This window comes from Streptomyces sp. NPDC002640 (assembly GCF_053592575.1).
In genome coordinates, this window is record NZ_JBSFVZ010000030.1 from 31,924 (window position 1) to 56,360 (window position 24,437).

Genomic DNA, 24,437 nt, shown 5'->3' on the forward strand with positions numbered 1-24,437 from the left:
GGGGCGGCGTCATCGTAGGGCCGCACGGGGTGGATGTCCGGTTCCGTCCGGGTGATCCGGCGTGTCGGGAGTGTCCGGTGCGTGCGGGTTGCCTGCGGGGCGACCGGTCACCACGCCGTCTTGGTGCGCCAGGGCGCGGTGGCGGCGCGTGCCGCGCTCCTCGCGCCGTACGGCGCGGACGAGTGCGCGCGGCGGGGCAGGTCAGCGCGCGCGGCGGGCGGGGATGTGCGGGGGTCAGCTGTCGTGGGGTCGGCCCGGGGGATCGATCCGCAGGGTGATCTCGCGCAGCAGCTCCGCCAGCCGGGCGCGTTCCTCCGCGGGAAGCGAGGCGACGATCTCCCGCTCCGCCCGGCCCCGCAGGGTCACCGCCCTGCGCCAGACGTGCTCTCCGGCCTCCGTGATCTCCACGTGGACCCGGCGCCGGTCGGTGGCCGCCGGGGTGCGCCGGACCCAGCCGGACCTCTCCAGGGCGTCCAGGCGCCCGGTCATGCCGGCGCCGCTCACGCCGAGGTCGGCCGCGAGCGCGGAGGGCGTGGCCCGGCCGGGGGTGTCCCGCACCATCAGCTCGTGCAGCGTCTCGTACTCGCAGTTCTGCAGGCCCACCTCCTCGAGCGCGAGCCGGGTGGCGCGCCGGAGATGGCGGACGATGCGGACCACCCGGACGGTGATGGCCTCCACCTCGTCGTCGAAGGGAACGCCGAGCTCCCGGCCCCGCCGCCGGGTGAGGTGCCGGTCCACCCAGTCCTCGCGACCGTCGCTCACGGTCTCCGGCGTTCCCATGGCGCGATCCTAGGCGGAGTTGTCGGTTGGCCGGATAAATTATTGACCGGTAATTAGATGGCGAACTAGCTTCCCGGCGTGAGCAGCAGACACGTCTTCCAGCACCGCGACTTCCGGCTCCTGGTCACCGGAGTGTCGGTGAGCGCCCTGGGCAACGCCATCACCCCCGTCGCGCTCGCCTTCGCGGTGCTCGACCTCGGCGGCTCGCTCACCGACCTGGGCCTGGTCGAGGCCGTCTTCGCGACCTGCCAGCTGGTCACCATGCTCGCCGGCGGCGTCCTGGGCGACCGCTTCTCGCGCAAGCTGATGATGGAGGGGGCCTCCGCCGTCAGCGCCGTGGTGATGGCCGTCCTCGCCGGTTCCGTGCTGCTGGACGTCGACTCGATCGGCCTGATCGCCCTCCTCGGCGGCATCGGCGGCGTGGTCACCGCGCTCAGCCGCCCCTCCTCCAAGGCGATGACCCGGGTGGTCGTCCCGCCGGACGATCTCGCCGACGCGGTCGCGCTGCGCTCCCTGCTGGACAGCCTCTGCCGGACCCTCGGCTACGCGGTGGCCGGAGTCCTCGTCGCCGTGGTGGGTCCGGGGTGGGCCGTGATGGTGGACGCCGCCACCTTCGCCGTCGCCGCCGTCGCCTTCGGCCGGCTGGGCGCGCCCGACGCCCGCGCCCCCCGCACCACGTCCCCGCTCGCGGACCTCGGCGAGGGCTTCGCCGAGGTCGTGCGGCACAGCTGGCTGTGGCTGCTGATCCTGCAGGCGCTGCTCTACCACCTGTTCTACGGCGGGGCGCAGGCCGTGCTCGGCCCGGTGGTGGTGGGCGAGGGGGTCGGACGCTCCGCCTGGGGCTTCGCCCTCTCCGCCCTGATGGCCGGCTTCGTGGTGGGCGGACTGCTCGCCCTGCGGGTCAGGCTCCGGCGGCCGCTGGCGGGCGGCGCGGTGCTGCTCGCCCTCACCGGCGTCTTCCCGCTGGCCATGGCCCTCTCGGACAGCCTGTGGCCGGTGATGCTGGGCGCGTTCGTGCACGGCGTGGGCCTGCAGATGTTCAGCGTGTACTGGGACCAGTCCATCCAGACCCATGTCCCGGAGGACAGGCTGGCCCGGGTGTACGCCTTCGACTCGGTCGGGTCCTTCGTGGCCAGGCCCCTCGGCCTCGCCCTGACCGGACCGGTCGCCGCGGCGGTGGGCGTCGACACGTGGCTGCTGGTGGTCGCCGCGGTCATCTCCGGGTCGTCCCTGGCCGCCGTCGCCTCCCGCGGCGTCCGCGCCCTCGAGGCGCCGGTGCCGACGAAGGTCGCCTGACGCCGCGTCGGTCCCGGTTCGGCCGGTCCGTCCTGACCACGTGCCCCTCGGGCGCCCCCTGGTGTACGGCGGGGCGTCCGAGGGCGGTGGGGGAGGGGTCAGCCCATCGGGTCGGTCGTGTCGCGGAGCAGCTCCAGTGCCCGGCCGTACATCCGCGACTTGATCGTGCCGATCGTCCCGCTCGCCTTGCCGGCCAGCTCGCCCGCCAGCTCCAGCGCCGTTGCGCGGACGGCGTCCTCCGGGACCGCCCGGTCCACGATGCCCGCGGCCAGCGCCTGCTCGCCGCCGAAGCGGCGTGCCGTCACCATCGCCTCGTGCGCGGTCTGCGGCGTCAGACGCGCCTGAATGAGGGCGGACATGCCCGGGGTGAACGGGATGTGGATGTCCGCCTCGGGCAGGCACCAGAAACCGCGGTCCGCGCGCATCACGCGGAAGTCGTGGGCCAGCGAGAGCATCGCACCGGCCGCGAAGGTGTGCCCCTGCAGCGCCGCCACCGTCACCACCGGCAGCGACAGCATCCGGGCGAACAGCGCGTGGACCGACACCACGTACTCCTGGTGCTGCTCGGCGTGGGCGAACAGCCAGTCCAGGTCGAGGCCGTTGGACCAGAACTTCCCCGTCGCGGCGGTCACCAGGGCCCGCGGGCCCTCCGCCTTCTCCACCTCGTCCAGGGCGGTGTTCACCGAGGCGATCCAGTCCGGGTGGAACCGGTTCTCGCCGTCGCCGAGATCCAGGACGAAAACGTCGCCCTGACGGTCGAGCGTGGGCATGGGTGCTCCTTTGCGCGGGGTCGGGTGTGCGCGGGTCCGAGGCGGTGAGACCAACCTACTAGTCAGTAACTTATGGGTCGCGGCCGGGCCTGGCAAGACACCCGTCCACCGCCGCGGGGGAGGGAAACCGGTGGTGCGGCACGCGCGCGGCCTGATAGGCATACGCGGGCCCGGAGATCACCGGGCCCGCGTCCACGGCCCGCTGCCGAGAGGAGGGGTAAGCCATGTCCTCGCCCGCACCGCACCCACGCTCGTCCACCCCGGAAGGCCCGACCGGCCTGAACCCGGCCCTGGACGGCCGAGCACCCCTCGACAGAGAGACCCGACCGTGAACCCCGCATCCGCATCCCCGCCCTCCGCATCCCCGCCCTCCGCATCCCCGCCCTCCGCATCCCCGCCCTCCGCATCCCCGCCCTCCGCATCCCTTCCCTCCGTGCCCCTTCCGTCCGTCACCGTCCGTCCCCTCGCCGGGCCGGACGAACTCGGCCTCTTCCTCAGCCTGTCGTACGCGCTCGACGCGGAACTCGGCGCCGACCTCGAGCAGGGGCGCCGCCGCCCCGGCTGGCTCTGGGTCGCCCTCCAGGGGGACCGGCTCCTCGCCCGGCTCGCCTGGTGGAGCCGCCCCGGCGCCGGGGAACCACTGCTGCTCGACGTCCTCGACGTCGACGACAGCCTCCCCGCCGCGGACCGCCTCGCGGTCGGCGAACACCTGCTGCGCACCGCCATGTCCGCCGTGCTGCGGGCCGGGGCGCAGATCCCGGAGTACACCCGGTTCGTGCCCTCCGACTGGCGCGACAGACCGGAGGTCCGGCACGCGGTGGAGGACCGCATGGCGATCGCCGGACGCACCGGCGCCCGCCTCTTCGTCGAACGGCTCCGGCTGAACCGTTCCCCCGGCCTCCCCGTCCCCGCCCCCACGGGCCGTCTGCTCTTCCGCACGCCCCGCGGCGAGGAGGAGTTGACCGGACTCATGGCCCGCGTGCTCGACGGCACCCTCGACGCCCACAGCGTGCACGACCTGACCACCATGACGCCCCAGGAGGCGGCGGCCGCCCAGTACGCCGACGAACTGGCCCGCTACCGCAGCCCCCGGGACTGGTGGCGGGTCGCCACGCTGCCGGACGGCGACCCGGTCGGCTTCGTGGTGCCGGCCCACAACGGCTACAACCCGATCATCGCCTACCTCGCCGTGCTCCCCGAACACCGAGGCAGGGGATACGTCGACGAGATCCTCGCCGAGGGAACCCGGGTCCTCACCGCGCAGGACGTCCCGCGCATCCGGGCCTCCACCGACCTCGGCAACGCGCCCATGGCCGCCGCCTTCGCCCGGGCCGGCTACGTCGACTTCGAACGGGAGATCAACATGACCTGGAGCTGAGCCGTCACGACGGCCGGTCCGCGGCGGTGCGGTGCCGGAAGACGTGCCGGTAGGTCTGCGGGGAGACCGTGGTCAGCCGCCCGAAGTGACGCCGCAGGTTCGCCGCGTTGCCGAAGCCGGTCCGGCGGGCCACGGACTCCACCGGATCGTCCGTGGTCTCCAGCAACTCCTGCGCCAGGCGCACCCGTTCCTGCAGGATCCACTGCAGCGGCGTGGTGCCCAGCGCCTCCCGGAAGCGGCGGGCGAAGGTGCGCTCGCTCAGGTGGGCCTCCCTCGCCAGCCCGGCCACCGTCAGCGGTTCGTGGAGCCGCCGGCGCGCCCAGTCCAGCACCGGCCCGAGGCCCTCCTCCCGGTGCCGGGCGCGGGGCGGCAGAGGCGTGGCGAACTGCTTCTGTCCGCCCTCCCGGTGCGGCGGCACCACCATCCGCCGGGCCACCTCGTTGGCGACCGCCGAGCCGTGGTCCTGGCGGACCAGGTGCAGGCAGAGGTCGATCACGGCGCCGGTGCCGGCCGACGTCAGCACGTTGCCGTCCTCGATGTAGAGCACCGACGGGTCGTAGGTCACCCGGGGGAAACGGTGCGCGAAGTCCACCGCGTTCATCCAGTGCGTGGTCGCCCGCCGCCCGTCGAGCAGCCCGGCCGCGGCGAGCACGTAGGCCCCGCTGCACAGCGAGACGATCCGCCGGCCCCGCGCGTGCGCCGCGCGCAGCGCCTCCATCAGGGCCGGCGGCGGGTCGAGTTGCACCCGCCGCGGACAGGCGGCGACCACCACGGTGTCGGCCTCCACCAGGTCGTCGAGACCGTACGGCGTGCTCAGGACCAGCCCGGCGGCGGTCCGCAGCGGCCCCGGCTCGGCCGCGCAGAGCCGCAACTCGTACCAGGGGTCGACGACGTCGCTGCGGTCGATGCCGAACACCTCGCAGGGCACGGCGAGTTCGAAGGTCGCCGTGCCGTCGGGCACCGCCACCGCCACCACGTGACGCCGGCCGGACGCCCCGGAAACGCCGGAACCGTCGTGCGCACCGCTCTCGTTCATGGCAGGAATGTAGCGCACGGCGTCGTTTCCGCCACTGTCCGAGGCGGACGGCGGACAGCAGGCTGGAGCCATGTCACAGCCCACCTCCCGTCCGGCCGGACGGCTCACCCTGGCCCAGGGCACGGCCCTGTCCGTGGGCGCCGTGCTCGGCACCGGCGTCATCGCCCTCCCCGCGCTCGCCGCGGACATCGCCGGGCCGGCCTCGCTGCTGGCCTGGCTCGCCCTCGTGCTCCTCTCCGTCCCACTGGCCGCCGCCTTCGCCGCCCTGGGCGCGCGTCACGCCGACGCCGGCGGCGTGTCCACCTACGCCCGGCTGGCCTTCGGCGAGCGGGCCGCCGCCGTCGCCGGCTGGTGCTTCTACTTCGCGATACCCCCGGGGGCCACCGCCGCGGCCCTCTTCGGCGGCTCCTACGTCTCCTCCGCGCTCGGCGGCGGAACGGCCACCACCGTGACCACCGCCGCCGGCCTGATGCTCCTGGTCACCGCGGTCAACGCCGCCGGGGTCCGGCTCGGCGGACGGCTCCAGGTCGTCCTCTTCGCGCTCCTGCTGACCCTCCTCGCCGCCGCCGTGCTGTTCTCCCTCCCGCACGCCGACACCGCCCACCTGCGCCCCGTCGCCCCCCACGGCTGGGCCGCCGTCGGCCCCGCCGCGGCCATGCTGGTGTTCTGCTTCGCCGGCTGGGAGGCCGTCACCCACCTCGCGGGCGAGTTCCGCCGCCCCGACCGGGACCTGCCGCGGGCCACGGCCGCCGCCGTGGTGATCGTCGGCGTCGTCTACCTGGCGGCCGCCTTCGCGGTCGTCGCCGTCCTCGGCCCAGGCGCGGGCCGCTCCGCGGCGCCGCTCGGCGACCTGATGGCCCGCGGCCTCGGCGAGGGCTTCCGCCCGCTCGCCGCGGTGGCCGCGGTGCTGCTCACCTTCGGCACCATGAACACCTACTACGCCGGGGCCGCCAAGCTGGGAGCAGCCCTCGGCCGGGACGGCGGCCTGCCCCGCTGGTTCGCCCGGGGCAGCACGGCGGGCGAGACACCGCGCCGCAGCCTGTTCTTCGTGGCCTCCCTCACCCTGCTCACCCTGGTCGCCGTCGGGCTCTCCGGCACAGGGGCGGAAGCGGCGGTGATGCTTTCCGCCGCGTCGTTCGCCGTGGTGTACGCGATCGGCGTGGCCGCCGCCATCCGCCTGCTGCCGCCGCGCAGTTGGGGCCGCCGCTGCGCCTGGTCCGCACTCGCGGCGGTGCTGGCCCTGCTGGCCCTCTCCGGCCTCCACCTCGCCTGGCCGCTCCTGGTGACCTGCGCGGCCCTCCTCTCGGTCCGCGTCACCCGCCGCCGGCGCGCCCGTGCCGCGGTTCGCGTCGCCCCGGTGGCCGCCTCCACCGGCCACGCCGCACCCGAGAAGGTCCCGGTGCGGGGAACCGCACCGTGAGGGACGAGACGTGGCCGGGGGAAACAGCGTGCCCGCGGGGGCGCCCCGCGGTTACGCTCGCCCGGCGGGACCGCAGGGGGCGGCCAGGGAGGGGACCATGAGCCGGCCACTGCTGTTCCTCGACGTCGACGGCCCCCTCAACCCGTACGCGGCCAAGCCGGAACGGCGCCCCGACGGGTACACCACGCTCCGCGTGCCGCAGGAGGGCACCCGCCGCCCCCTGCGGGTCTGGCTCAACCCCGCACACGGACCCGCCCTGCTGCGCCTCGACTACGAACTCTGCTGGGCCACCACGTGGATGGCGGACGCCAACCGCTGGATCGCCCCGGTTCTCGGACTCCCCCAGCTGCCCCACGTCGACTTCGGCGACGCCCTGTTCCGCGAGCGGCCCGACGGCCTCCACTGGAAGACCGACCCCCTGCTGGCTCACGCCGCCGGCAGGCCGTTCGCCTGGGTGGACGACGAACAGGGCGAGCGCGACCTCGCGTACGTGGCCGCCCGGCACCCCGCCCCGGCCCTCCTGCACCACGTCGACCCGCGCCGGGGCCTCCTCGACGACGACCTCCGCGCCCTCACGGACTTCCGCCGTGCCGCGGCGCGGAGTCAGGGCACCGCCGGTTGCCCCGCCGCGCGCACCGCGCCATGATCACCGCCATGACGACCGCCTTCGACGTCCCCGTCCTCGACACCGAACGGGCCGAAGACGCGCGGCCGTTGGGCGCCATCGGACTGTGGCCCGTCGCCGACGACCCGCACCGGGCCTCGCTCGGCCACTGGATCGCCGCCTCCGGCCGGGGCCGGGGCGCCGCCGGAGCCGCCCTGCGGACGCTCACCCGCTGGGCGTCGGCCACGCTGCGGCCGGCCCGCCTGGAGCTGTACGTCGAGCCCTGGAACACCGCCTCGCTGCGCACGGCCGAGCACACCGGGTTCACCCGCGAGGGACTCCTCCGCTCATGGCAGCGGGTGGGCGACCAGCGGCGGGACATGTACATGTACGCCCTGGTCGCCCAGCCGCAGGCGGGCCTACCGCCACCCGTACCGTTCGCGCAGGCGGTGGACCACCAGGTTGAACCGCATGCGGTCCAGCGCGCACGCCTCACGCCGCATGCCGCCGTCGTGGACCCGCAGGACACGGTCCACCGCCACCCACGAGGGGCGCCCGGAACGGTCCCAGGGACCGCTGCCGATCGGGACCCAGTCGCGGTCGCCGTCGTGGTCCTTGCTGGAGAGCTGCACCGCGAGGAGCGTGCCGCCCGGCTCACGGGCCACCACCAGCACGGGACGGTCCTTGCCCCGGCCGTCGTTCTCCTCGTAGGGCACCCACGTCCAGACGACCTCACCCGGATCCGGGTCGCCGTCATGGGCCGGGGAGTACTCGGTGCGGACCTTGCCGACGGAACGGGGGTCCGCCTCGGTGGTCGCCGACGGGCCGGCGCGGCCCGGGACTTCGTCGATGGGAACGGTCATCGCCCCACCGTAGAAGGGCCGTTGACCAGCGGCGGCGGCGGGGTCGGCGCGGCGGCCGGACCGCCGGCCACGCAACAGGTCGCGCAGCCGGCGCACCGTGCCGAACACGCCGGGTCCTTCGCTCCGGCCGCCCCGGCGGGGCACCCGGCTCAGACCGTCCCGCCGGCCTGGTCCCCGGCGCCGCCACCCTGCTCCTCCTTGGCCTGCTGCGCGGCGACCGAGCGGCGGACCTCCTCCATGTCCAGCCCGCGCGCCTGGCCGATCAGGTCCTCCAGCACCGGACCCGGCAGGGCGCCGGGCTGGGCGAACACGGCCACCTGGTCCCGCACGATCATCAGCGTCGGGATCGACTGGATGCCGAAGGCCTGGGCGAGCTCCGGCTGCGCCTCCGTGTCCACCTTGGCGAACAGCAGGTCGGGGTTGTCCTGGGCGGCCTTCTCGTACACCGGCGCGAACTGCTTGCACGGCCCGCACCAGTCGGCCCAGAAGTCGATGAGAATGAACTCGTTCTCGGTGACCGTCCGGTCGAAGTTCTCCTTGGTGAGCTCCACGGTGCTGCTCATGAGCTGAATTCCTCTTCCTGGGTGTCGGTGCGGCTGTCTCCGCCCGGCCATCGACGACAACGGCGCGGCCCGACGGGGTATTCCGTTCCCCCCATTCGGCCCACTCCGTGCCGCCGCCGCGACCGGGCGGACCCGTCCGGCCCAGCGGACGGTCCGGCGCGCCTACCCGAGGTGGCCAGGACCCACACCACCCGGAAGACTGACGGCATGACCGAGACCTTCTCCTACGACGTCGTGGTGATCGGCGCCGGACCCGTCGGCGAGAACGTCGCCGACCGCACGCTCGCCGCCGGACTCTCCACCGCGGTGGTGGAGAGCGAACTCGTCGGCGGCGAGTGCTCCTACTGGGCGTGCATGCCCAGCAAGGCGCTGCTGCGCCCGGTGATCGCCCACGCCGACGCCCGCCGCACCCCCGGCCTGCGGGCCGCCGCCCGCGAACCCCTCGGCGTCGCCGAGGTGCTCGCCCACCGCGACGAGTACGCGGCGCACTGGAAGGACGACGGGCAGGTCGAGTGGCTCGACGGCATCGGGGCGCGCCTGCACCGGGGCCACGGCCGACTCGCCGGCCCCCGCACCGTCACCGTCACCACGCCCGACGGCCGTACCGAGACCCTGACGGCCCGGCACGCGGTGGCCGTCTGCACCGGCAGCGCCGCCGCGCTGCCCGGCCTGCCCGGGCTCCGCGACGGCGCCGTCGCCCCTTGGACCAGCAGGGAGGCGACGTCCGCGCGCGAGGTCCCGGGCCGGCTGCTCGTGGTCGGCGGGGGAGTGGTCGCCACCGAGATGGCCACCGCCTGGCAGGCGCTCGGCAGCAAGGTCACCGTGCTGGTGCGCGGCGGCGGGCTGCTGGAGCGGATGGAGCCGTTCGCCGGGGAACTCGTCGCCGAGACGCTGCGCGAGGCCGGGGCCGAGGTGCGCACCGGTGTCTCCGTCACCGAGGTGACCCGGGAGAACGGCACCGTCGTCGCCACCACCGACGGGGGCGACCGGCTGGAGGCGGACGAGATCCTCTTCGCCACCGGCCGCCGGCCCCGCACCGACGACCTCGGGCTGGAGACGGTCGGGATCGACCCCGGCTCCTGGATCGGGGTCGACGACACGCTGCGCGTCGTCGGCAGCGACTGGCTGTACGCGGCGGGCGACGTCAACCACCGCGCACTCCTCACCCACCAGGGGAAGTACCAGGCGCGGATCGCCGGCGACGCGATCGCCGCCCGCTCCCGCGGGCAGGCGCCGCCGACCGCCGCCACCGCCGACGACGGCGCCGTGCCGCAGGTGGTCTTCACCGACCCCGAGGTGGCCTCCGTGGGGCTCACCCTCGCCGAGGCGGAGCGGGCCGGCCACCGGGTGCGCGCGGTGGACGTCGACCTCGCAACCGTGGCGGGCGCCGGACTCTACGTCGACGGCTACCGGGGGCGGGCCCGGATGATCGTCGACCTCGACAAGGAGACCCTCCGGGGCGTCACCTTCGCCGGCCCCGGCGTGGCCGAACTGCTGCACTCGGCGACCGTCGCCGTGGTGGGACAGGTGCCGGTGCCCCGGCTCTGGCACGCCGTCCCGGCCTACCCGACGATCAGCGAGGTGTGGCTGCGCCTCCTGGAGGCCTACCGCGGCTGACCGCCGGGCGCCGCCCCGGACGGACACGTGCGAGCCGTGCCCGCCCGGGGCGGGGACGGCTCACGCGTCCTCGAACTCCCCGGCCATCGCCGCGGCCAGCCGCAGGTGGGGCCGCGCCTCCTCATGACGGCCCTGCCGCTCCAGGGTGCGTCCGAGGAGCAGCCGCGCGTAGTGCTCCACCGGGTCGCGCTCCACCAGCCGGCGGCACTCCGCCTCCGCCCGCCGCAGCTGCGCCGAGTGGTAGTAGGCCCGCGCGAGCAGCAGCCGCGGGCCGCTCTGCTCCGGGACCTCCTCCACCAGCGGGCCGAGCACCCTCGCCGCGCCCGCGTAGTTCTTCCGGTCGAAGTACTTCCGTGCCCGCTCCCAGCGCTCGGCCGGCGTTCCGTAGTCGTAGTACGACCTGGTCGTCTCCACGTCGACCTCCCTTCGCCCGCCTGAACCCCGCGCGGGCGCGGCCTATTCCTGCCCGCCGTGAGGGCCCCGGCGGACTTCTTGTCACGACGAGACACGTCCAGATTGTTGACAAGTCCCTGTCAGGGCTCGACATTACGTGCGAGTAACCACACGAGTAACCCCACGAGTGACGCGCGGGTGACCACCACGCGCGCGTCGCCCGGAGCCGCCACCGTTCGCCGCCCGCACGCGCCCACGGCACGGCACCACCGTGCCGTTTCCCAGGAGGAACCGATGCCGCACCCCACCCGCCGCCTGCGCAGAACCCTCGCCGCCGCCCTCGCGGCGAGCGCCGTCGCCCTCGGGCTCGCCGTCCAGCCCGCCCAGGCCGCCGACCCGCTCGACTACGTCGCCCTCGGCGACAGCTACAGCGCCGGATCGGGCGTCTCGCCCACCGACTTCAGCAGCCCGCTCTGCCTGCGTTCCCAGGTGAACTACCCCAAGGTGATCGCCGAGCGGACCGGCGCCCGGCTCAAGGACGTCACCTGCGGCGCCGCCCAGACCAAGCACTTCACCCAGTCCCAGTACCCGCTGGTCCCGCCGCAGGTGAACGCGGTCACCGCCGACACCGACCTGATCACGCTGACCATCGGCGGCAACGACAACAGCACCTTCATCGGCGCGCTGCTCGCCTGCGGCTCCGCCGGCGTGGTCACCGGCGGATACGGCAACCCCTGCGAGACCCTGCACGGCAGCCGGTTCACCGACGCCGTCGACGAGAGCACCTACCCGGCGCTGAAGAGCGCCCTCGCGGCCGTCAGGGCCAAGGCGCCGAACGCGCGGATCGCCGTCCTCGGCTACCCCTGGATCACCCCCGCGACCTTCGACCCCACCTGCTTCGCCAAGCTGCCCATCGCCCGCGGCGACATCCCCTACCTGCGGAACCTCCAGGGCCACCTCAACGACACCATCGCCCGCGCCGCCCGTGAGTCGGGCGCCGAGTACGTCGACTTCGCCCAGGCCTCCGAGGGCCACGACGCCTGCAAGCCGGCCGGGACCCGCTGGATCGAGCCGGTCCTCGGCGGCAACAGCATCGTGCCCGTCCACCCCAACGCGCTCGGCGAGAGCCGGATGGCCGACCGCACCATGGCGGTGCTCGGCCTCGGCTGACACGGCCGACCCGGGAACGGCGACGCCCGCCCCCTCGGCGCTTCGGCGCGGGAGGGGCGGGCGTCGCACGGTTCGGCGGGGTCAGGACTGGGAGTAGACGCTCTCCACGAAGTCGGCGAGCTTGTCGTCCGTCAGGTGGTGCGCCAGGTCCGCCTCGCTGATCATGCCGATCAGCTTCTTGTTCTCGATCACCGGCAGCCGCTTGATCTGGTGCTCCCGCATCTCCTGGAGCACCTCGTCGACGTCGGCCGAGGCGTCCACCCAGCGCGGCGTGCCCTCGGTGAGGTCGGCGCAGGTGACCTTGGAGGGGTCCTTGCCCGCGGCGACGCACTTCACCACGATGTCGCGGTCGGTGATGATGCCCTGCATCCGCTCGCCGTCGCCGGCGACCGGCAGCGCCCCCACGTCGAGCTCCCGCATCAGCTGGGCGGCCCGGTCCAGCGTCTCGCCCGCGGGGATCCACCGGGCGCCGGGGTGCATGATGTCCTTCGCCGTCGTCATGTCGTCACTCCTCCTCGAAGGGTGCGTGCGCGATTGCCGTTCCTCGGGTTTCCGGACCGCGCGGAACGAACCGGAGTTCCGGGTTCCGATCGTCCCCGTCACCCTGGGCTGGCGGACGTCACGCCCGGTCGTCGCCCTCCATGCGGCGACGGTCCTCCTCGTCCCAGGCGGTTGTGTCACGGGGCTGGGTGTACGGCTCCTCCGTCGGCGGGTGACCGCCCGCGACGGCCCGCTGCCGGACCGTCTCCGCGTCGAACTCCAGACCCAGCAGGATGGCCAGGTTGGTGATCCACAGCCAGATCAAGAAGATCACCACACCGGCCATCGTCCCGTAGGTCTTGTTGTACGAGCCGAAGTTCGCCACGTAGAACGCGAAACCGGCCGAGGCGATCATCCAGAGGAACAAGGCCAGGAAACTGCCCGGGGTGATCCACCGGAAGCCCTTCACCTTGGCGTTCGGGGCCGCCCAGTAGAGGAGCGCGATCATCAGTGTCACGAGGATGATCAGCACCGGCCACTTGGCGAACGACCACACCGTCAGGGCCGTGTCCCCGATGCCGAGGGTGGTGCCCACCTGGCGGGCCAGACCGCCGGTGAAGACCACGATGATCGCGCTGACCGCGGTCATCACCATCAGCACCACGGTGATCCCGACCCGCACCGGCAGGACCTTCCACACCGGACGGCCCTCCGGGATGTCGTAGACGGCGTTGGCCGAGCGGATGAACGCCGCGACGTACCCGGACGCCGACCAGATCGCGAGCACCAGACCGACGACCGCCACGATCGAGCCGACCCCGGCACTGCCCTGCAGTTGGTCCACCGCACGGGTCAGGACGTCCCGGGCGGGCCCGGGGGCCAGCTTGGTGACGTTGTCCATCACCCGGTCCGTGGCGCTCCGGCCCATGATGCCCAGCAGGGAGACCAGGACCAGCAGGGCGGGAAAGAGCGAAAGCACCGCGTAGTAGGTCAGCGCCGCCGCCCGGTCGGTGAGTTCGTCGTCCTTGAACTCCTTGAGGGCGCCCTTGAAGACCTTGCCCCAGCGGGGTTTCGGCAGGTCGGTCGGACTGCCGGGGGCGTTGCGCTCCACCGCGTCGGAAGGCCCGAACTCCCTCGCACCGGAGCCTTCGTCGCCGTGACGCCGTTCCCGGCCGGCATCGGCCGGCCCTACGGGACGCCCACCGCGGTCGGCGTCGCCCTCGCCGTGGTCGCCACTTCCTGGAAGATGCATTTTCGCCATGTACGCCGGGTATCCTGCGCGCCCCCGGATACGCACGGGGGTACGGGGAGCCATTCGGGTGGGGGACCTCCGCGGCGCGGACAGGCCCCCGACGGCCCCTTCCGCCACCGCATCCGGCCCTTCCCCGGCCCGCGGCCCGCGGCCGAAAAAAACGCTTGGACGAGGCGAAGCGCCCCACGGAAGACTTCCCGCTCCGGGTTCATCCCAATTGTCCTGCCCGGACGCACCACGACCCCGAGGCGCACACATGGACTCGCCTGAGAAACCGCAGGGCCCTCGCCGAGGGCCCGTCCTCCTCGCACTCCGCCACTACGGCCGGGAACTCGCCCGCCTGCGGCGCTTCACCGTCCCCGCCCTGCTCCTCCCGGCGCTGGGCAACATCGGCCTCTACTACGTCGCGCCGCTGATCGTCGCCAAGCTCATCGGCCACGTCGCCGGTGACGACGACGCGGGCACCACCGCCGGGGCCGGCTCCGCGCTGCCCTACGTCCTCGGCTTCGCCGGCGTGCTGCTGTTCGCCGAGGCGCTCTGGCGGCTGGGCCTGCACTGCCTGAACCGCGTCGACTCCTACGGCATCGAGCACCTCTACGTCGTCGGCATGGACGAGCTCTACGCCAAGGACTCGGCCTTCTTCCACGACAACTTCGCCGGCTCCCTCACCAAACGGGTCCTCAGCTTCGCCACCCGCTTCGAGGAGTTCGCCGACACACTGACCTTCAACATCATGGGCAGCTTCGTGCCGCTCGCCTTCGGTTCCGTGGTCCTGTGGAACTACGACCCGCTGCTCGTCGTCGGGCTGCTGACCATGCTCGCGGTGACCGCCGTCTGCGTGGTGCCGCTGATCCGCCGCCGCCAGAGGCTGGTCGCCCGGCGGGAGGAGGCCATCGCCCGCGTCTCCGGACACGTCGCCGACAGCCTGATGAACATGGAGACCGTCCGCGCCTTCGCCGCCGAGCGGCGCGAAGCCGCCGAACACCGCGCCCGGGTGGCCGAGTCACGACGGCTCACCCTGCGGTCGTGGGACTACGGCAACCTGCGCATCGACACGCTGATCGCCCCCATGTCCGTCCTCACCAACCTGCTGGGACTGACGCTGGCGGTGTCGCTCGGCGGCGGCTCCCACAGCGTGGAGGCCGTCGTCGTCGCCTTCACCTACTACACCAACGCCACCCGCATCATGTTCGAGTTCAACCAGATCTACCGCCGTCTGGAGAGCTCGATGACCGAGGCCGCCCAGTTCACCGAGCTGCTCCTGGACCCCCCGACGGTGCTCGACCCGCCGGAGCCCGAGCCGCTGCGGCCCGACGGGTCCGACGTCCGCTTCGAGCGGGTGACGTTCGCGCACGGGGGCGGCAAGCCGCCCGCGCACGGGGGCGGCAAGCCGCTCTTCGAGGACCTGGACCTCACGGTCCCCGGCGGGTCCAAGATCGGCCTGGTCGGCCGCTCCGGCGGCGGCAAGACCACCCTGACCCGGCTGCTGCTGCGGATGACCGACATCGACCGGGGCCGCATCCTGATCGGCGGTCAGGACATCAGCAAGCTGCGCCAGGCCGACCTGCGCAGCATGATCGCCTACGTCCCGCAGGAACCGGCGATGTTCCACCGCACCCTGAAGGAGAACATCGCCTTCGCCAGGCCGGACGCCACGGACGCGGAGATCCGCCGCGCGGCCGAGGCCGCGCACGTCACCGAGTTCGCCGACGCCCTGCCCGACGGCTTCGACACCATGGTGGGCGAACGCGGCGTCAAGCTCTCCGGAGGCCAGCGCCAGCGGGTGGCGCTCGCCCGGGCCATCCTGCGCGACGCGCCGGTGCTGCTCCTCGACGAGGCCACCAGCGCGCTCGACTCGGAGAGCGAGATCCTCATCCAGGAGGCGCTCTGGCGGCTGATGGAGGGCCGCACGGCACTGGTGGTGGCCCACCGGCTCAGCACGGTGGCCGGCATGGACCGCCTGGTGGTCCTGGACCGGGGACGGATCATCGAGCAGGGCGCCCACCAGGAACTGCTCACCGCCGGCGGCGTCTACGCCAAGCTGTGGGAGCACCAGTCCGGCGGATTCCTCGAGGACGACGACCCGGCCTGGGCCGACGAACCGGCCTGACCGGCCCCGCCGCGCCAGGGCGCCCGCCGCGCCCCCGGCACCGGGGGCGCGGCGGGCGCCGTCCGAGGTCTGGTCCGCCGCCGCCCGCGTGTTCTAGGTTGCGCGCATGCCAGATCTGCCGGGCCGGACCACGGCCGACGTCCTCGCCCGCCTCGACGCGCTGCGCGCCGCCGACCTGCCCGTGCGCGGCGGCCGGACCATGGCGTACGTCTACGACTCCGGACTCGACGAGACCGAGGAACTGGCGCTCGCGGCCCAGGCCCGGGCGGCCGGCGTCAACGGGCTGGACATGACCGTGTTCCCCAGCGTCGTCGCCCTGGAGAACGAGGTGGTCGCCCGCGCGGCCCGGCTGCTCGGCGGCGACGGGCGCACCGCGGGCGTGTTCACCAGCGGCGGGACCGAGAGCTGCCTGCTCGCCGTCCTGACGGCGCGCGAGCACGCCCGCCGCACGCGCGGCCCGCGGGCCGGCGCCGAGCTGGTGCTGCCCACCACCGCGCACGCCGCCTTCCACAAGGCCGCGCACCTCTTCGGGCTGGACGTCGTGGAGGTGCCCGTCGACCCGGTGACCTGCGAGGCGAGGGCCGAGGACATGGCCGCCGCGATCACCGGCCGCACCGCCCTGGTGGTGGTCTCCGCCCCGTCCTACCCGCACGGCGTGATCGACCCCGTCGCCGAGGTCGCCGCCGCGGCGGCCGCCCGCGGGGTGCTCTGCCACGTCGACGCCTGCATCGGCGGCTGGTACCTCGGCCATCTCCGGCTCGCCCCCGACGCCCCGGAGCTGCCCGCCTTCGACCTCTCCGTACCCGGCGTCACCTCGCTCTCCGTGGACCTGCACAAGTACGGGTACACCCCCAAGGGCGCCTCGGTGCTCCTGTTCCAGGACGCGGACCTCCGGCGCCACGGCTGGTTCGCCCACGCCGGATGGCCGGGGTATCCGGTGGTCAACCCCACGCTGCAGGGCACGCGTTCGGCCGCGCCGCTGGCCGGCGCCTGGGCGGTGCTGGAACACATCGGCACGGACGGGTACACCGCGCTCGCCCGGCGCGTCCACGCGGCCACGGCCCGGCTCGCCGAGGGCATCGCCGCCGTGGACGGCCTGCGGGTGCTGGGGCGGCCCCGCGCCTCCCTGCTCGCCGTGGCCTCCGACGACCCGGCGCTGGACCCGTTCGTGCTGGCCGACGAGATGAGGACGGCCGGCTGGTACCTGCAGCCCCAGCCGGCCCGCGGTTCCTCCCCGGCCAACCTGCACCTGACCGTCACCGCGGCCGCCGCCGACGAGTCCCGGACGGGCGAGCTGCTGGCCGAGCTGGAGAAGGCGGCCCAGCGGGCCAGGGCGGTGGGGCCCGCGGTGGTGGACCCGCGGATCGCCGCCCTCGCGGCCGCCCTGGACCCGGACACGCTCGGACCCGAGGAGGTCGCCGCCGCCCTCGCGCTCGCCGGGGTCGCCGACGACGGCACCCTGCCCGGGCGGACCGCGCCGGTCCTGGCCGTGCTCCAGGCCATGCCACCCGCCCTGGCGGAACGGCTGCTGCCGGAGGTGATCGGGCGGCTCTACCGTTCCGGGGCGCACCACTGAGAGGAGCGGACCTCGCCGCCGCGGCGGCGGTCACGGTGTCCGGCTCAGGCACGGGTGCCCGATCCCTTCCCGGGGCGCATCCCCCGCGAGAGCTACAGGAGCCGTCCATGTGCGGGTGATGCGCGGACGGCGCCGGATCCTCCTCCACCGGCTGAACCCACGCACGCGCCGCCCGGAACACCGAGGTGGATACGACGCAGGCCGACCGGTCGTACTCCTGTGGCCGGACCGCGCGGCCGGGCCGACCGGAGCCTCGTGCGGTCCTCGCACGAACGGCCCCCGCCCCGCTCACCCGCTACCCGCGGTGTTGCCGCCGGGCGCGGCGGCCGGACCGCGGGGCGGTGCCGCCGCGTTCTGCCGTGCGGGCGATGTTGCGGGCCATGCCGCCGAAGACCACCGCGTGGAAGGGCGACACCCCCCACCAGTAGGCGTGGCCCAGCAGACCGTGCGGATGGAACAGGGCCCGCTGCCGGTACCGGGTGCGGCCGTCCGGCCCGGTGTCCACGCACATCTCCAGCCAGGCGAGCCCCGGCAGCCGCATCTCCGCCCGCAGCCGCAGGGACCGGCCGCGGTCGATCTCCTCGACCCGCCAGAAGTCGAGGGAGTCCCCCGCCCGCAGCCGTGTCGCGTCCCGGCGGCCACGGCGCAGGCCGACACCGCCCGCCAGCCGGTCGAGCAGACCCCGCACCGACCAGGCCAGCGGGAACGAGTACCAGCCGTTCTCGCCACCGATGCCCTCCACCACCCGCCACAACGCCTCCGGCGGGGCGTCCACCGTCCGCTCCCGTTCGTCCGTGTACAGGCTGCCGCCCGCCCAGTCCGGGTCCGTGGGCAGCGGGTCGCTGGGCGCTCCCGGCACCGCGGCGTTCGACCAGCGGGTGTCCACCCGCGCCTCCCGGACGTTGCGCAGCGCCAGCCGTACCGCCTGCTCGAAGCTCAACATGCCGCCGGGCGGGTCCGGCACGTACCGGCTGATGTCCTGCTCCCGGCACACCACCTCGTGCCGCAGCGACTCGGTCAGCGGCTTGGCGATCGACGCCGGCACCGGCGTCACCAGGCCCACCCAGTGGCTGGACAGGCGCGGTGTGAGCACCGGGACCGGCACGATCACCCGGTGCGGCAGGCCCGCCACCTCCGCGTAGCCCCGCATCATGTCCCGGTACGTGAGGATGTCCGGCCCCCCGACGTCGAAGGTCCGGTTGACGTCCTCGGGCAGCCGGGCGCAGCCCACCAGCAGCCGCAGGACGTCGCGGACCGCGACGGGCTGGATCCGCGTCCGCACCCAGCTCGGGGTGACCATCACCGGCAGCCGCTCGGTCAGGTAGCGCAGCATCTCGAAGGAGGCCGAGCCGGAGCCGATGATCACGGCGGCCCGCAGCACCGCCGTCGGCACGCCCGAGGCCAGCAGGACCCGGCCCACCTCCGCCCGCGAGCGCAGGTGCGGCGACAGCTCCTCCTCCGGCACGCCCGCCGGGGTGAGGCCGCCCAGGTAGACGATCCTGCGGACACCCGCTGCGCGGGCCCGCTCGCCGAAGATCGTCGCGGCCCGCCGGTCGGTGTCCTCGAAGCCCGGGCCGGTCCCCAGCGCGTGGACCAGGTAGTACGCCACGTCGACGTCCCGCAGGGCGTCCGCCGTGGAGGCGGCGTCGGTGACGTCACCGCGGACCACCTCCACCTGCCCGGCCCACGGATGGTCGCGGAGCTTGCCGGGGGAGCGCGCCAGGCAGCGCACCCGGTACCCGGCGGCCAGCAGTTCGGGGACCAGACGCCCCCCGATGTAACCGGTCGCACCGGTGACCAGGCAGCGCGGCGCCGCGCCGCCCCGGGGCTCCTCGCTCATCGGTCCGCTCCCGTCGTCGTCCTCACGCCCGTCGCCGCGCACACGGCCCGTTCCAGGATCGTCCAGCCCCGCACGCCCCGCATCGCGAAGGGCGCGGTGCGGGCCGCGGGTGCGGGCGGGCGGACGACGCGACGACCGGCGTGCCGCGGCGCGGACCGCGCCGGGACACGCCGGTCACCGGTCGGGTCAGGCGGCCTGCCGCAGACCCAGCCGCTCGGTCGGCACCTGGGCCGTCTCCCGCGCGGTGAGCCCCGCCACCAGCGGGCCCAGGCACAGGACGGCGGTGAACAGGGCCACCGCGGACCAGTCGTCACCGTTCGGCCCGGCGAACTCCGCCGCGAAGGTGACCGCGAAACCGGAGATCGCGAAGCCGATCTGGGTGCCGATCGCCATGCCGGACAGGCGCACCCGGGTGGAGAACATCTCGCCGTAGAAGGCCGGCCAGATGCCGTTCGCCGCGCTGTAGACCACGCCGAAGAGCAGGATGCCGAGCACCAGGACCAGCGGGAACGAACCGGTGGAGATGGCCCACAGGTAGGCGAACATCAGCACCGGGCTGCCCACCGCGCCGATCAGGTACACCGGCCGCCGCCCGATCCGGTCGGACAGCGAGGCCCACAGCGGAATCGCCGCCAGCGCCACGGCGTTGGCGAGCGCCGCCACCCACAGCATCCCGGTCCGCGACATGCCGACCGCGTCGCTGGTGGCGTACGAGAGCGCCCACACCGTGAAGATGGTGGACACCGAGGCGACCAGCGCGCCGGCCACCACCCGCAGCACGTCCTGCCAGTGCTCGCGCATCAGCACCACCAGCGGCAGCTTCACCACGCCCTCGGTGGCGGCCTGCTCGGTGAACGCGGGGGTCTCGTCCAGACGGCGGCGGATCACGTAACCCACCACCATCACCGCGACGCTCAGCCAGAACGGCACCCGCCAGCCCCAGCTCATCAGCTGCTCCTCGGGGAGCGCCGCGACCGGGATGAAGACCAGCGTGGCGATCAGCTGACCGCCCTGGGTGCCGCTGAGGGTGAAGCTGGTGAAGAACCCGCGCCTGCCCGGCGGCGCGTGCTCGAGCGTCATCGAACTCGCGCTGGCCTGCTCACCGGCGGCGGATATGCCCTGCAGGACGCGGCAGAACACCAGCAGCGTCGGGGCGAGCACGCCGACCTGCTCGTACGTCGGCAGACATCCGATCAGGAAGGTCGAGATGCCCATGAGGAACAGGGTGAACACCATGATCTTCTTGCGGCCCAGCCGGTCGCCGTAGTGGCCCAGGAAGAGCGCACCCAGTGGCCGTGCCGCGTAGGCGACGCCGAACGAGCCCAGCGAGAGCAGCGTCGCGGTCGCCGGATCGGACTCGTCGAAGAAGATCTTCGGGAAGATCAGGGCCGCCGCGCTGCCGTAGATGAAGAAGTCGTAGTACTCCAGCGCGCTGCCGATCCAGGCCGCGGCGGCGGCCTTTCTCGGCTGGGCCGTCGGCGTCTCGGGCGGTGCGGCGGGGACGGACACGGGCGTGCTCCTTCGGCGAACTCCGGCGTGAGGCGGAGGAAGGGGGGAGGGGACGGGGAGCCGGAACCCTGTGGTGCTGGGCGGCCGGACCGGGGTCCCGGTGCGACCCCGGCTAATTAACCCACTGGATAGTTACTAGGGGTTGGGCAGTGATGTTGCGCCGAGGTGTCGCGGGTGTCAAGGGGGTGTGTTCCGTCCTCCGGCGGTGCGGCCCCCGGCCGGTCAGGCGGCGGTCAGATAGGCGACGACCGTGTCGCAGAGCATGTTCCGGTAGTGCTCGCGCCGCTCCTCGGCCACCAGGTCCCGTCCGAACAGGGCGCCGAACGTATGCCGGTTGGAGACCCGGAAGAAGCAGAACGCGCTGATCATGGCGTGCAGGTCCACGGCGTCCACGTCGTCCCGGAAGACGCCGGCCGCCCGGCCCGACGCCAGGATGCGCCCGATCACGTCCAGCGCCGGACTGCCCATCCGCGTCAGCCGCTCCGACGAGACGATGTGCTCGGCCTCGTGGATGTTCTCGATGCTCACCAGCCGGATGAAGTCCGGGTGCCGCTCATGGTGGTCGAAGGTGACCTCGCACAGCCGGCGGATCGCCGACACCGGGTCGAGGTGGTCGACGTCCAGGTCCTGCTCGGCCTCGCGGATCACGGCGTAGGCGCGTTCCAGCACCGCGGTGAAGAGCTGCTCCTTGCCGCCGAAGTAGTAGTAGATCATCCGCTTGGTGGTGCGGGTGCGGGCGGCGATCTCGTCCACCCTCGCCCCCGCGTACCCGGCGCGGGCGAACTCCTCGGTGGCCACCTCGAGGATCTCGGCCTGGGTGCGGGCGGCGTCCCGTACCCGGCCGCCGGTCTTCCCCGCGGGCTTGTCGACGCTGGTCAATGCGGATCCTCGCAGGGCTAGGTGCTGCCGGCCGCCCGGCGGCCGGAGGGTGTCAGCGTGATTCTAGGAAACGCCCCGAGGCTTCCGGTCGAGCAGGCGCAGCTGATATGAGTAACGTACTAGTTCGTACATTAGGAGGCGCAGTGGCCGAGGGCTCGTATCTGGTGGGACTGATCGGGTCGGGGATCGGGCCGTCGCTGAGTCCGGCGCTCCACGAACAGGAGGCCGGCCGACAGGGGCTGCGCTGTCTCTACCGCCTGATCGACATCGACGTCCTCGGGGCCGCCCCCGAGGACGTCGGCCGCCTGGTGCGCGCCGCGCGGGAGCTCGGCTTCGACGGCCTCAACATCACCCACCCGTGCAAGCAGTTGGTCGTCGAGCACCTCGACGCGCTCTCGCCGCAGGCCGAGGCGCTCGGCGCGGTCAACACCGTGGTGTTCCGGGACGGACGGGCCACCGGTCACAACACCGACGTCACCGGGTTCGCCGCCTCCTTCGCCCGCGGCCTGCCCGATGCGCCGCTGGAGCACGTGGTCCAGCTCGGCGCCGGGGGAGCGGGCGCCGCCGTCGCCCACGCCCTGCTCACCCTCGGCGCGGGGCGGATCACCGTGGTGGACGCCCTGCCCGGCCGCGCCGAAGCCCTCGCCGCCGCGCTGACCGCGCACTTCGGCGACGGCCGCGCCACCGCGGCACCCGCCGGCACGGACACGCTGGCCGGGCTGCTGGCCCGGGCCGACGGCGTCGTCCACGCCACCCCCACCGGCATGGCCCACCACCCCGGTCTGCCGTTCCCCGCCGAACTCCTCGACCCCCGGCTGTGGGTGGCCGAGGTGGTCTACCGCCCGCTGGAGACCGAACTGCTGCGGGCCGCCCGCGCGGCCGGCTGCGCCACCCTCGACGGCGGGGGCATGGCCGTCTTCCAGGCCGTCGACGCGTTCCGCCTCTTCACGGGCCGGGAGCCGGACGCCGAGCGGATGCTCGCGGAGTTCGCCGCCCTGGCCGGCGCGGCGGGGACCCGCGGCTGAACCCCCGGCCCGCCGGGCCGCACCGTCCAGTCCCGTCACGCCGCCCGTCACTCTGCCCGTCGCCGTGCAAGGAGCATCCCGTGCGCACGTCCATCGCCACCGTCTCGCTCAGCGGCTCGCTCACCGAGAAGCTGACCGCCGCCTCCCGCGCCGGATTCGACGGTGTGGAGATCTTCGAGAACGACCTGCTGGCCAGCCCGCTCACCCCCGAGGAGATCCGCGACCGGTGCGCCGACCTCGGTCTGCGGATCGAGCTCTACCAGCCGATGCGCGACATCGAGGCGGTGCCGCCCGAGGAGTTCGCGCGCAACCTGCGCCGCGCCCGCCACAAGTTCGCCCTGATGCGCCGCCTCGGGGCCGACACCGTGCTGGTCTGCTCCAGTGTCTCCCCGCTCGCCGTGGACGACGACGCGCTGGCCGCCGAGCAGCTCCACCGACTGGCCGGAGCCGCCGAGGAGCACGGCGTCCGGGTCGCCTACGAGGCCCTGGCGTGGGGGCGGCACGTCAATACCTACGACCACGCCTGGCGGATCGTCGAGGCCGCCGCCCACCCGGCCCTCGGCACCTGCCTGGACAGCTTCCACATCCTCTCCCGCGGCTCCGATCCCGCGGGCATCGAGGACATCCCGGGGGAGAAGATCTTCTTCCTCCAGCTCGCGGACGCCCCGCTGCTCGCCATGGACGTCCTCCAGTGGAGCCGCCACTACCGCTGCTTCCCGGGACAGGGCGGCTTCGACGTCGCGGGACTGGTCCGCCACGTGATGCGGGCCGGATACCGGGGGCCGCTCTCGCTGGAGGTCTTCAACGACGTGTTCCGGCAGGCCGAGGCCGGCCCCACCGCCGTGGACGCCCGCCGCTCCCTGCTGGTCCTCCAGGAACAGGCGGGCATCGACGAGCTCCCGCCCCCGGTGGTGCCCACCGGCGTGGCCTTCGCCGAACTGGTCACCCCGGACGCGGAACCGCTCGGCGCGACCCTCGCCGCGCTGGGGTTCGCCCGCACCGCCCGCCACCGGTCCAAGCCGGTGGACCTCTGGGAACAGGGCGAGGCGCGGATCCTGCTGAACACCGGGCCGGCGGTGCCGCGCGGCGGCACCCGGATCGCGGCCGTGGGGCTGGAGTCACCCGACCCCGAGGGCGCCGCCCGCCGGGCCGAGGCGCTGCTGGCCCCCGTGCTGCCCCGCCGCCGTGCCGCCCGCGACGCCGAGCTGGACGCGGTGGCCGCCCCGGACGGCACCGAACTCTTCTTCTGCGCCACCGGACGACCGGAACTGCCCGACTGGCGGGGGGACTTCACACCTGGGCCGGCGCCCGGGGAGCGGGCCGAGGGCGACCTGCGGCGCATCGACCATCTGGCCCTCACCCAGCCCTGGCACCAGTTCGACGAGGCGGCGCTGTTCCACCGCAGCGTGCTGGGCCTCCACGCCCAGGAGAGCGTGGACGTGGCGGAACCCTACGGGCTCTTCCGCAGCCGTGCGGTCACCAACGGGGACGGCGGCGTGCGCATCGCCCTCGGTGTCGGCCCCGCCCCCACCGACGACGACGCCCGCCCCCAGCACATCGCGCTGGCCACCGCCGACGTGGTCCTGGCGGCGCGCCGGTTCCGGGACGCCGGCGGTGAGCCGCTGCCCATCCCCGGCAACTACTACGACGACCTCGCCGCCCGGTTCGACCTGCCCGAGGAGGAACTGGCGGCCTTCCGCGAGCTCGGCGTCCTCTACGACCGCGACGAGCACGGCGAGTTCCGGCACTTCTACACCCGCACCGTGGGCCGGGTCTTCTTCGAGCTGGTGCAGCGCGACGGCGGCTACCGGGGCTACGGGGCGCAGAACGCGCCCGTGCGGATGGCCGCCCAGCGGGGCGGCCGCGGCTGACGGCG

21 protein-coding genes and 1 pseudogene are annotated in these 24,437 nt (G+C 74.0%); 11 read left to right on the forward strand and 11 right to left on the reverse strand.

The genetic code is table 11. The features are described from left to right. Window positions 1-234: 234 nt before the first annotated feature. Window positions 235-780 carry a MarR family winged helix-turn-helix transcriptional regulator gene (locus ACWD3O_RS30040; protein ID WP_451410071.1) on the reverse strand — a complete coding sequence of 182 codons (546 nt, stop codon included), beginning with the start codon at window positions 778-780 and terminating at the stop codon, window positions 235-237. Window positions 781-858: 78 nt separating this feature from the next. On the opposite strand from ACWD3O_RS30040, the gene ACWD3O_RS30045 reads away from it, so the two are divergent. Beyond that, window positions 859-2,076 carry an MFS transporter gene (locus ACWD3O_RS30045; RefSeq protein WP_451418076.1) on the forward strand — a complete coding sequence of 406 codons (1,218 nt, stop codon included), beginning with the start codon at window positions 859-861 and terminating at the stop codon, window positions 2,074-2,076. Between the two features lie 98 nt (window positions 2,077-2,174). Here ACWD3O_RS30045 and ACWD3O_RS30050 read toward each other — a convergent pair whose 3' ends face one another. Further along, window positions 2,175-2,846, reverse strand: a complete 672-nt coding sequence (locus ACWD3O_RS30050; RefSeq protein ID WP_451418077.1) for an enoyl-CoA hydratase-related protein — start codon at window positions 2,844-2,846, stop codon at window positions 2,175-2,177. Between the two features lie 433 nt (window positions 2,847-3,279). Here ACWD3O_RS30050 and ACWD3O_RS30055 point away from each other — a divergent pair, with 433 nt between their 5' ends. Next, window positions 3,280-4,224, forward strand: a complete 945-nt coding sequence (locus ACWD3O_RS30055) for a GNAT family N-acetyltransferase (protein WP_451418078.1) — start codon at window positions 3,280-3,282, stop codon at window positions 4,222-4,224. Window positions 4,225-4,228: 4 nt separating this feature from the next. Here the strand turns inward: ACWD3O_RS30055 and ACWD3O_RS30060 are convergent, their stop codons facing one another. Further along, window positions 4,229-5,260 (reverse strand): GlxA family transcriptional regulator, encoded by a 1,032-nt coding sequence (locus ACWD3O_RS30060; protein ID WP_451418079.1) that lies wholly within the window; start codon window positions 5,258-5,260, stop codon window positions 4,229-4,231. A 70-nt stretch (window positions 5,261-5,330) separates the two neighbouring features. On the opposite strand from ACWD3O_RS30060, the gene ACWD3O_RS30065 reads away from it, so the two are divergent. From ACWD3O_RS30065 to ACWD3O_RS30075, 3 genes and pseudogenes are all read left to right on the forward strand, one after another. Continuing rightward, window positions 5,331-6,680, forward strand: coding sequence for an APC family permease (locus ACWD3O_RS30065; protein WP_451418080.1), 1,350 nt, complete (start codon window positions 5,331-5,333; stop codon window positions 6,678-6,680). 97 nt (window positions 6,681-6,777) lie between these two features. Further along, window positions 6,778-7,326 carry a hypothetical protein gene (locus tag ACWD3O_RS30070; protein WP_451410077.1) on the forward strand — a complete coding sequence of 183 codons (549 nt, stop codon included), beginning with the start codon at window positions 6,778-6,780 and terminating at the stop codon, window positions 7,324-7,326. An 8-nt stretch (window positions 7,327-7,334) separates the two neighbouring features. Beyond that, window positions 7,335-7,601: pseudogene (locus tag ACWD3O_RS30075) on the forward strand (GNAT family N-acetyltransferase); the annotation flags it as partial. 102 nt (window positions 7,602-7,703) lie between these two features. Here the strand turns inward: ACWD3O_RS30075 and ACWD3O_RS30080 are convergent. Next, the gene (locus ACWD3O_RS30080) at window positions 7,704-8,147 is read right to left on the reverse strand and encodes a type II toxin-antitoxin system PemK/MazF family toxin (protein WP_451410079.1); all 444 of its coding nucleotides are present in this window, start codon (window positions 8,145-8,147) and stop codon (window positions 7,704-7,706) included. A gap of 149 nt (window positions 8,148-8,296) precedes the next feature. Then, the gene (gene trxA / locus ACWD3O_RS30085) at window positions 8,297-8,710 is read right to left on the reverse strand and encodes a thioredoxin (RefSeq protein ID WP_451410080.1); all 414 of its coding nucleotides are present in this window, start codon (window positions 8,708-8,710) and stop codon (window positions 8,297-8,299) included. A gap of 207 nt (window positions 8,711-8,917) precedes the next feature. Between trxA and ACWD3O_RS30090 the strand changes: the two genes are divergently transcribed. After that, window positions 8,918-10,327 carry a dihydrolipoyl dehydrogenase family protein gene (locus tag ACWD3O_RS30090; protein WP_451418081.1) on the forward strand — a complete coding sequence of 470 codons (1,410 nt, stop codon included), beginning with the start codon at window positions 8,918-8,920 and terminating at the stop codon, window positions 10,325-10,327. A gap of 60 nt (window positions 10,328-10,387) precedes the next feature. On the opposite strand, the gene ACWD3O_RS30095 is transcribed toward ACWD3O_RS30090, so the two are convergent. Next, on the reverse strand, window positions 10,388-10,741 hold the full coding sequence (locus ACWD3O_RS30095) for a tetratricopeptide repeat protein (RefSeq protein WP_451418082.1): 354 nt from the start codon (window positions 10,739-10,741) through the stop codon (window positions 10,388-10,390). 273 nt (window positions 10,742-11,014) lie between these two features. Between ACWD3O_RS30095 and ACWD3O_RS30100 the strand changes: the two genes are divergently transcribed. Continuing rightward, the gene (locus tag ACWD3O_RS30100; protein WP_451418083.1) at window positions 11,015-11,890 is read left to right on the forward strand and encodes an SGNH/GDSL hydrolase family protein; all 876 of its coding nucleotides are present in this window, start codon (window positions 11,015-11,017) and stop codon (window positions 11,888-11,890) included. Between the two features lie 81 nt (window positions 11,891-11,971). Here the strand turns inward: ACWD3O_RS30100 and ACWD3O_RS30105 are convergent, their stop codons facing one another. Beyond that, a complete protein-coding gene (locus ACWD3O_RS30105) occupies window positions 11,972-12,391 on the reverse strand; it encodes a CBS domain-containing protein (protein WP_451418084.1) in 420 nt (139 codons plus the stop codon). Window positions 12,392-12,509: 118 nt separating this feature from the next. Continuing rightward, a complete protein-coding gene (locus ACWD3O_RS30110; protein ID WP_451418085.1) occupies window positions 12,510-13,631 on the reverse strand; it encodes a YihY/virulence factor BrkB family protein in 1,122 nt (373 codons plus the stop codon). A gap of 247 nt (window positions 13,632-13,878) precedes the next feature. On the opposite strand from ACWD3O_RS30110, the gene ACWD3O_RS30115 reads away from it, so the two are divergent. Both ACWD3O_RS30115 and ACWD3O_RS30120 read left to right on the forward strand, forming a co-directional pair. After that, on the forward strand, window positions 13,879-15,732 hold the full coding sequence (locus tag ACWD3O_RS30115) for an ABC transporter ATP-binding protein (protein WP_451418086.1): 1,854 nt from the start codon (window positions 13,879-13,881) through the stop codon (window positions 15,730-15,732). A 106-nt stretch (window positions 15,733-15,838) separates the two neighbouring features. Further along, window positions 15,839-17,308: a pyridoxal phosphate-dependent decarboxylase family protein gene (locus tag ACWD3O_RS30120; RefSeq protein ID WP_451418087.1), complete on the forward strand. Its 1,470-nt coding sequence runs from the start codon at window positions 15,839-15,841 to the stop codon at window positions 17,306-17,308. 295 nt (window positions 17,309-17,603) lie between these two features. Here the strand turns inward: ACWD3O_RS30120 and ACWD3O_RS30125 are convergent, their stop codons facing one another. The 3 genes from ACWD3O_RS30125 to ACWD3O_RS30135 form a co-directional block, all read right to left on the reverse strand. Beyond that, window positions 17,604-19,148, reverse strand: coding sequence for an SDR family oxidoreductase (locus ACWD3O_RS30125; protein ID WP_451418088.1), 1,545 nt, complete (start codon window positions 19,146-19,148; stop codon window positions 17,604-17,606). Window positions 19,149-19,334: 186 nt separating this feature from the next. Next, complete coding sequence (locus ACWD3O_RS30130) at window positions 19,335-20,657, reverse strand: MFS transporter (RefSeq protein ID WP_451418089.1); 1,323 nt, start codon at window positions 20,655-20,657, stop codon at window positions 19,335-19,337. A gap of 222 nt (window positions 20,658-20,879) precedes the next feature. After that, the gene (locus ACWD3O_RS30135; protein WP_451410090.1) at window positions 20,880-21,536 is read right to left on the reverse strand and encodes a TetR/AcrR family transcriptional regulator; all 657 of its coding nucleotides are present in this window, start codon (window positions 21,534-21,536) and stop codon (window positions 20,880-20,882) included. A 143-nt stretch (window positions 21,537-21,679) separates the two neighbouring features. Here ACWD3O_RS30135 and ACWD3O_RS30140 point away from each other — a divergent pair, with 143 nt between their 5' ends. Both ACWD3O_RS30140 and ACWD3O_RS30145 read left to right on the forward strand, forming a co-directional pair. Further along, window positions 21,680-22,561, forward strand: coding sequence for a shikimate dehydrogenase (locus tag ACWD3O_RS30140; RefSeq protein WP_451418090.1), 882 nt, complete (start codon window positions 21,680-21,682; stop codon window positions 22,559-22,561). An 80-nt stretch (window positions 22,562-22,641) separates the two neighbouring features. Continuing rightward, entirely contained in the window at window positions 22,642-24,432 is a 1,791-nt protein-coding gene (locus ACWD3O_RS30145; RefSeq protein WP_451410092.1) for a bifunctional sugar phosphate isomerase/epimerase/4-hydroxyphenylpyruvate dioxygenase family protein, read from the forward strand. Window positions 24,433-24,437: the final 5 nt, after the last annotated feature.

Bases quoted from the DNA above. Each gene is read 5' to 3' on its own strand.
- ACWD3O_RS30040 (WP_451410071.1), bottom strand. From the start codon at position 780: ATGGGAACGCCGGAGACCGTGAGCGACGGTCGCGAGGACTGGGTGGAC.
- ACWD3O_RS30050 (WP_451418077.1), bottom strand. From the start codon at position 2,846: ATGCCCACGCTCGACCGTCAGGGCGACGTTTTCGTCCTGGATCTCGGC.
- ACWD3O_RS30060 (WP_451418079.1), bottom strand. From the start codon at position 5,260: ATGAACGAGAGCGGTGCGCACGACGGTTCCGGCGTTTCCGGGGCGTCC.
- ACWD3O_RS30065 (WP_451418080.1), top strand. From the start codon at position 5,331: ATGTCACAGCCCACCTCCCGTCCGGCCGGACGGCTCACCCTGGCCCAG.
- ACWD3O_RS30070 (WP_451410077.1), top strand. From the start codon at position 6,778: ATGAGCCGGCCACTGCTGTTCCTCGACGTCGACGGCCCCCTCAACCCG.
- ACWD3O_RS30080 (WP_451410079.1), bottom strand. From the start codon at position 8,147: ATGACCGTTCCCATCGACGAAGTCCCGGGCCGCGCCGGCCCGTCGGCG.
- trxA (WP_451410080.1), bottom strand. From the start codon at position 8,710: ATGAGCAGCACCGTGGAGCTCACCAAGGAGAACTTCGACCGGACGGTC.
- ACWD3O_RS30090 (WP_451418081.1), top strand. From the start codon at position 8,918: ATGACCGAGACCTTCTCCTACGACGTCGTGGTGATCGGCGCCGGACCC.
- ACWD3O_RS30100 (WP_451418083.1), top strand. From the start codon at position 11,015: ATGCCGCACCCCACCCGCCGCCTGCGCAGAACCCTCGCCGCCGCCCTC.
- ACWD3O_RS30105 (WP_451418084.1), bottom strand. From the start codon at position 12,391: ATGACGACGGCGAAGGACATCATGCACCCCGGCGCCCGGTGGATCCCC.
- ACWD3O_RS30110 (WP_451418085.1), bottom strand. From the start codon at position 13,631: ATGGCGAAAATGCATCTTCCAGGAAGTGGCGACCACGGCGAGGGCGAC.
- ACWD3O_RS30115 (WP_451418086.1), top strand. From the start codon at position 13,879: ATGGACTCGCCTGAGAAACCGCAGGGCCCTCGCCGAGGGCCCGTCCTC.
- ACWD3O_RS30120 (WP_451418087.1), top strand. From the start codon at position 15,839: ATGCCAGATCTGCCGGGCCGGACCACGGCCGACGTCCTCGCCCGCCTC.
- ACWD3O_RS30125 (WP_451418088.1), bottom strand. From the start codon at position 19,148: ATGAGCGAGGAGCCCCGGGGCGGCGCGGCGCCGCGCTGCCTGGTCACC.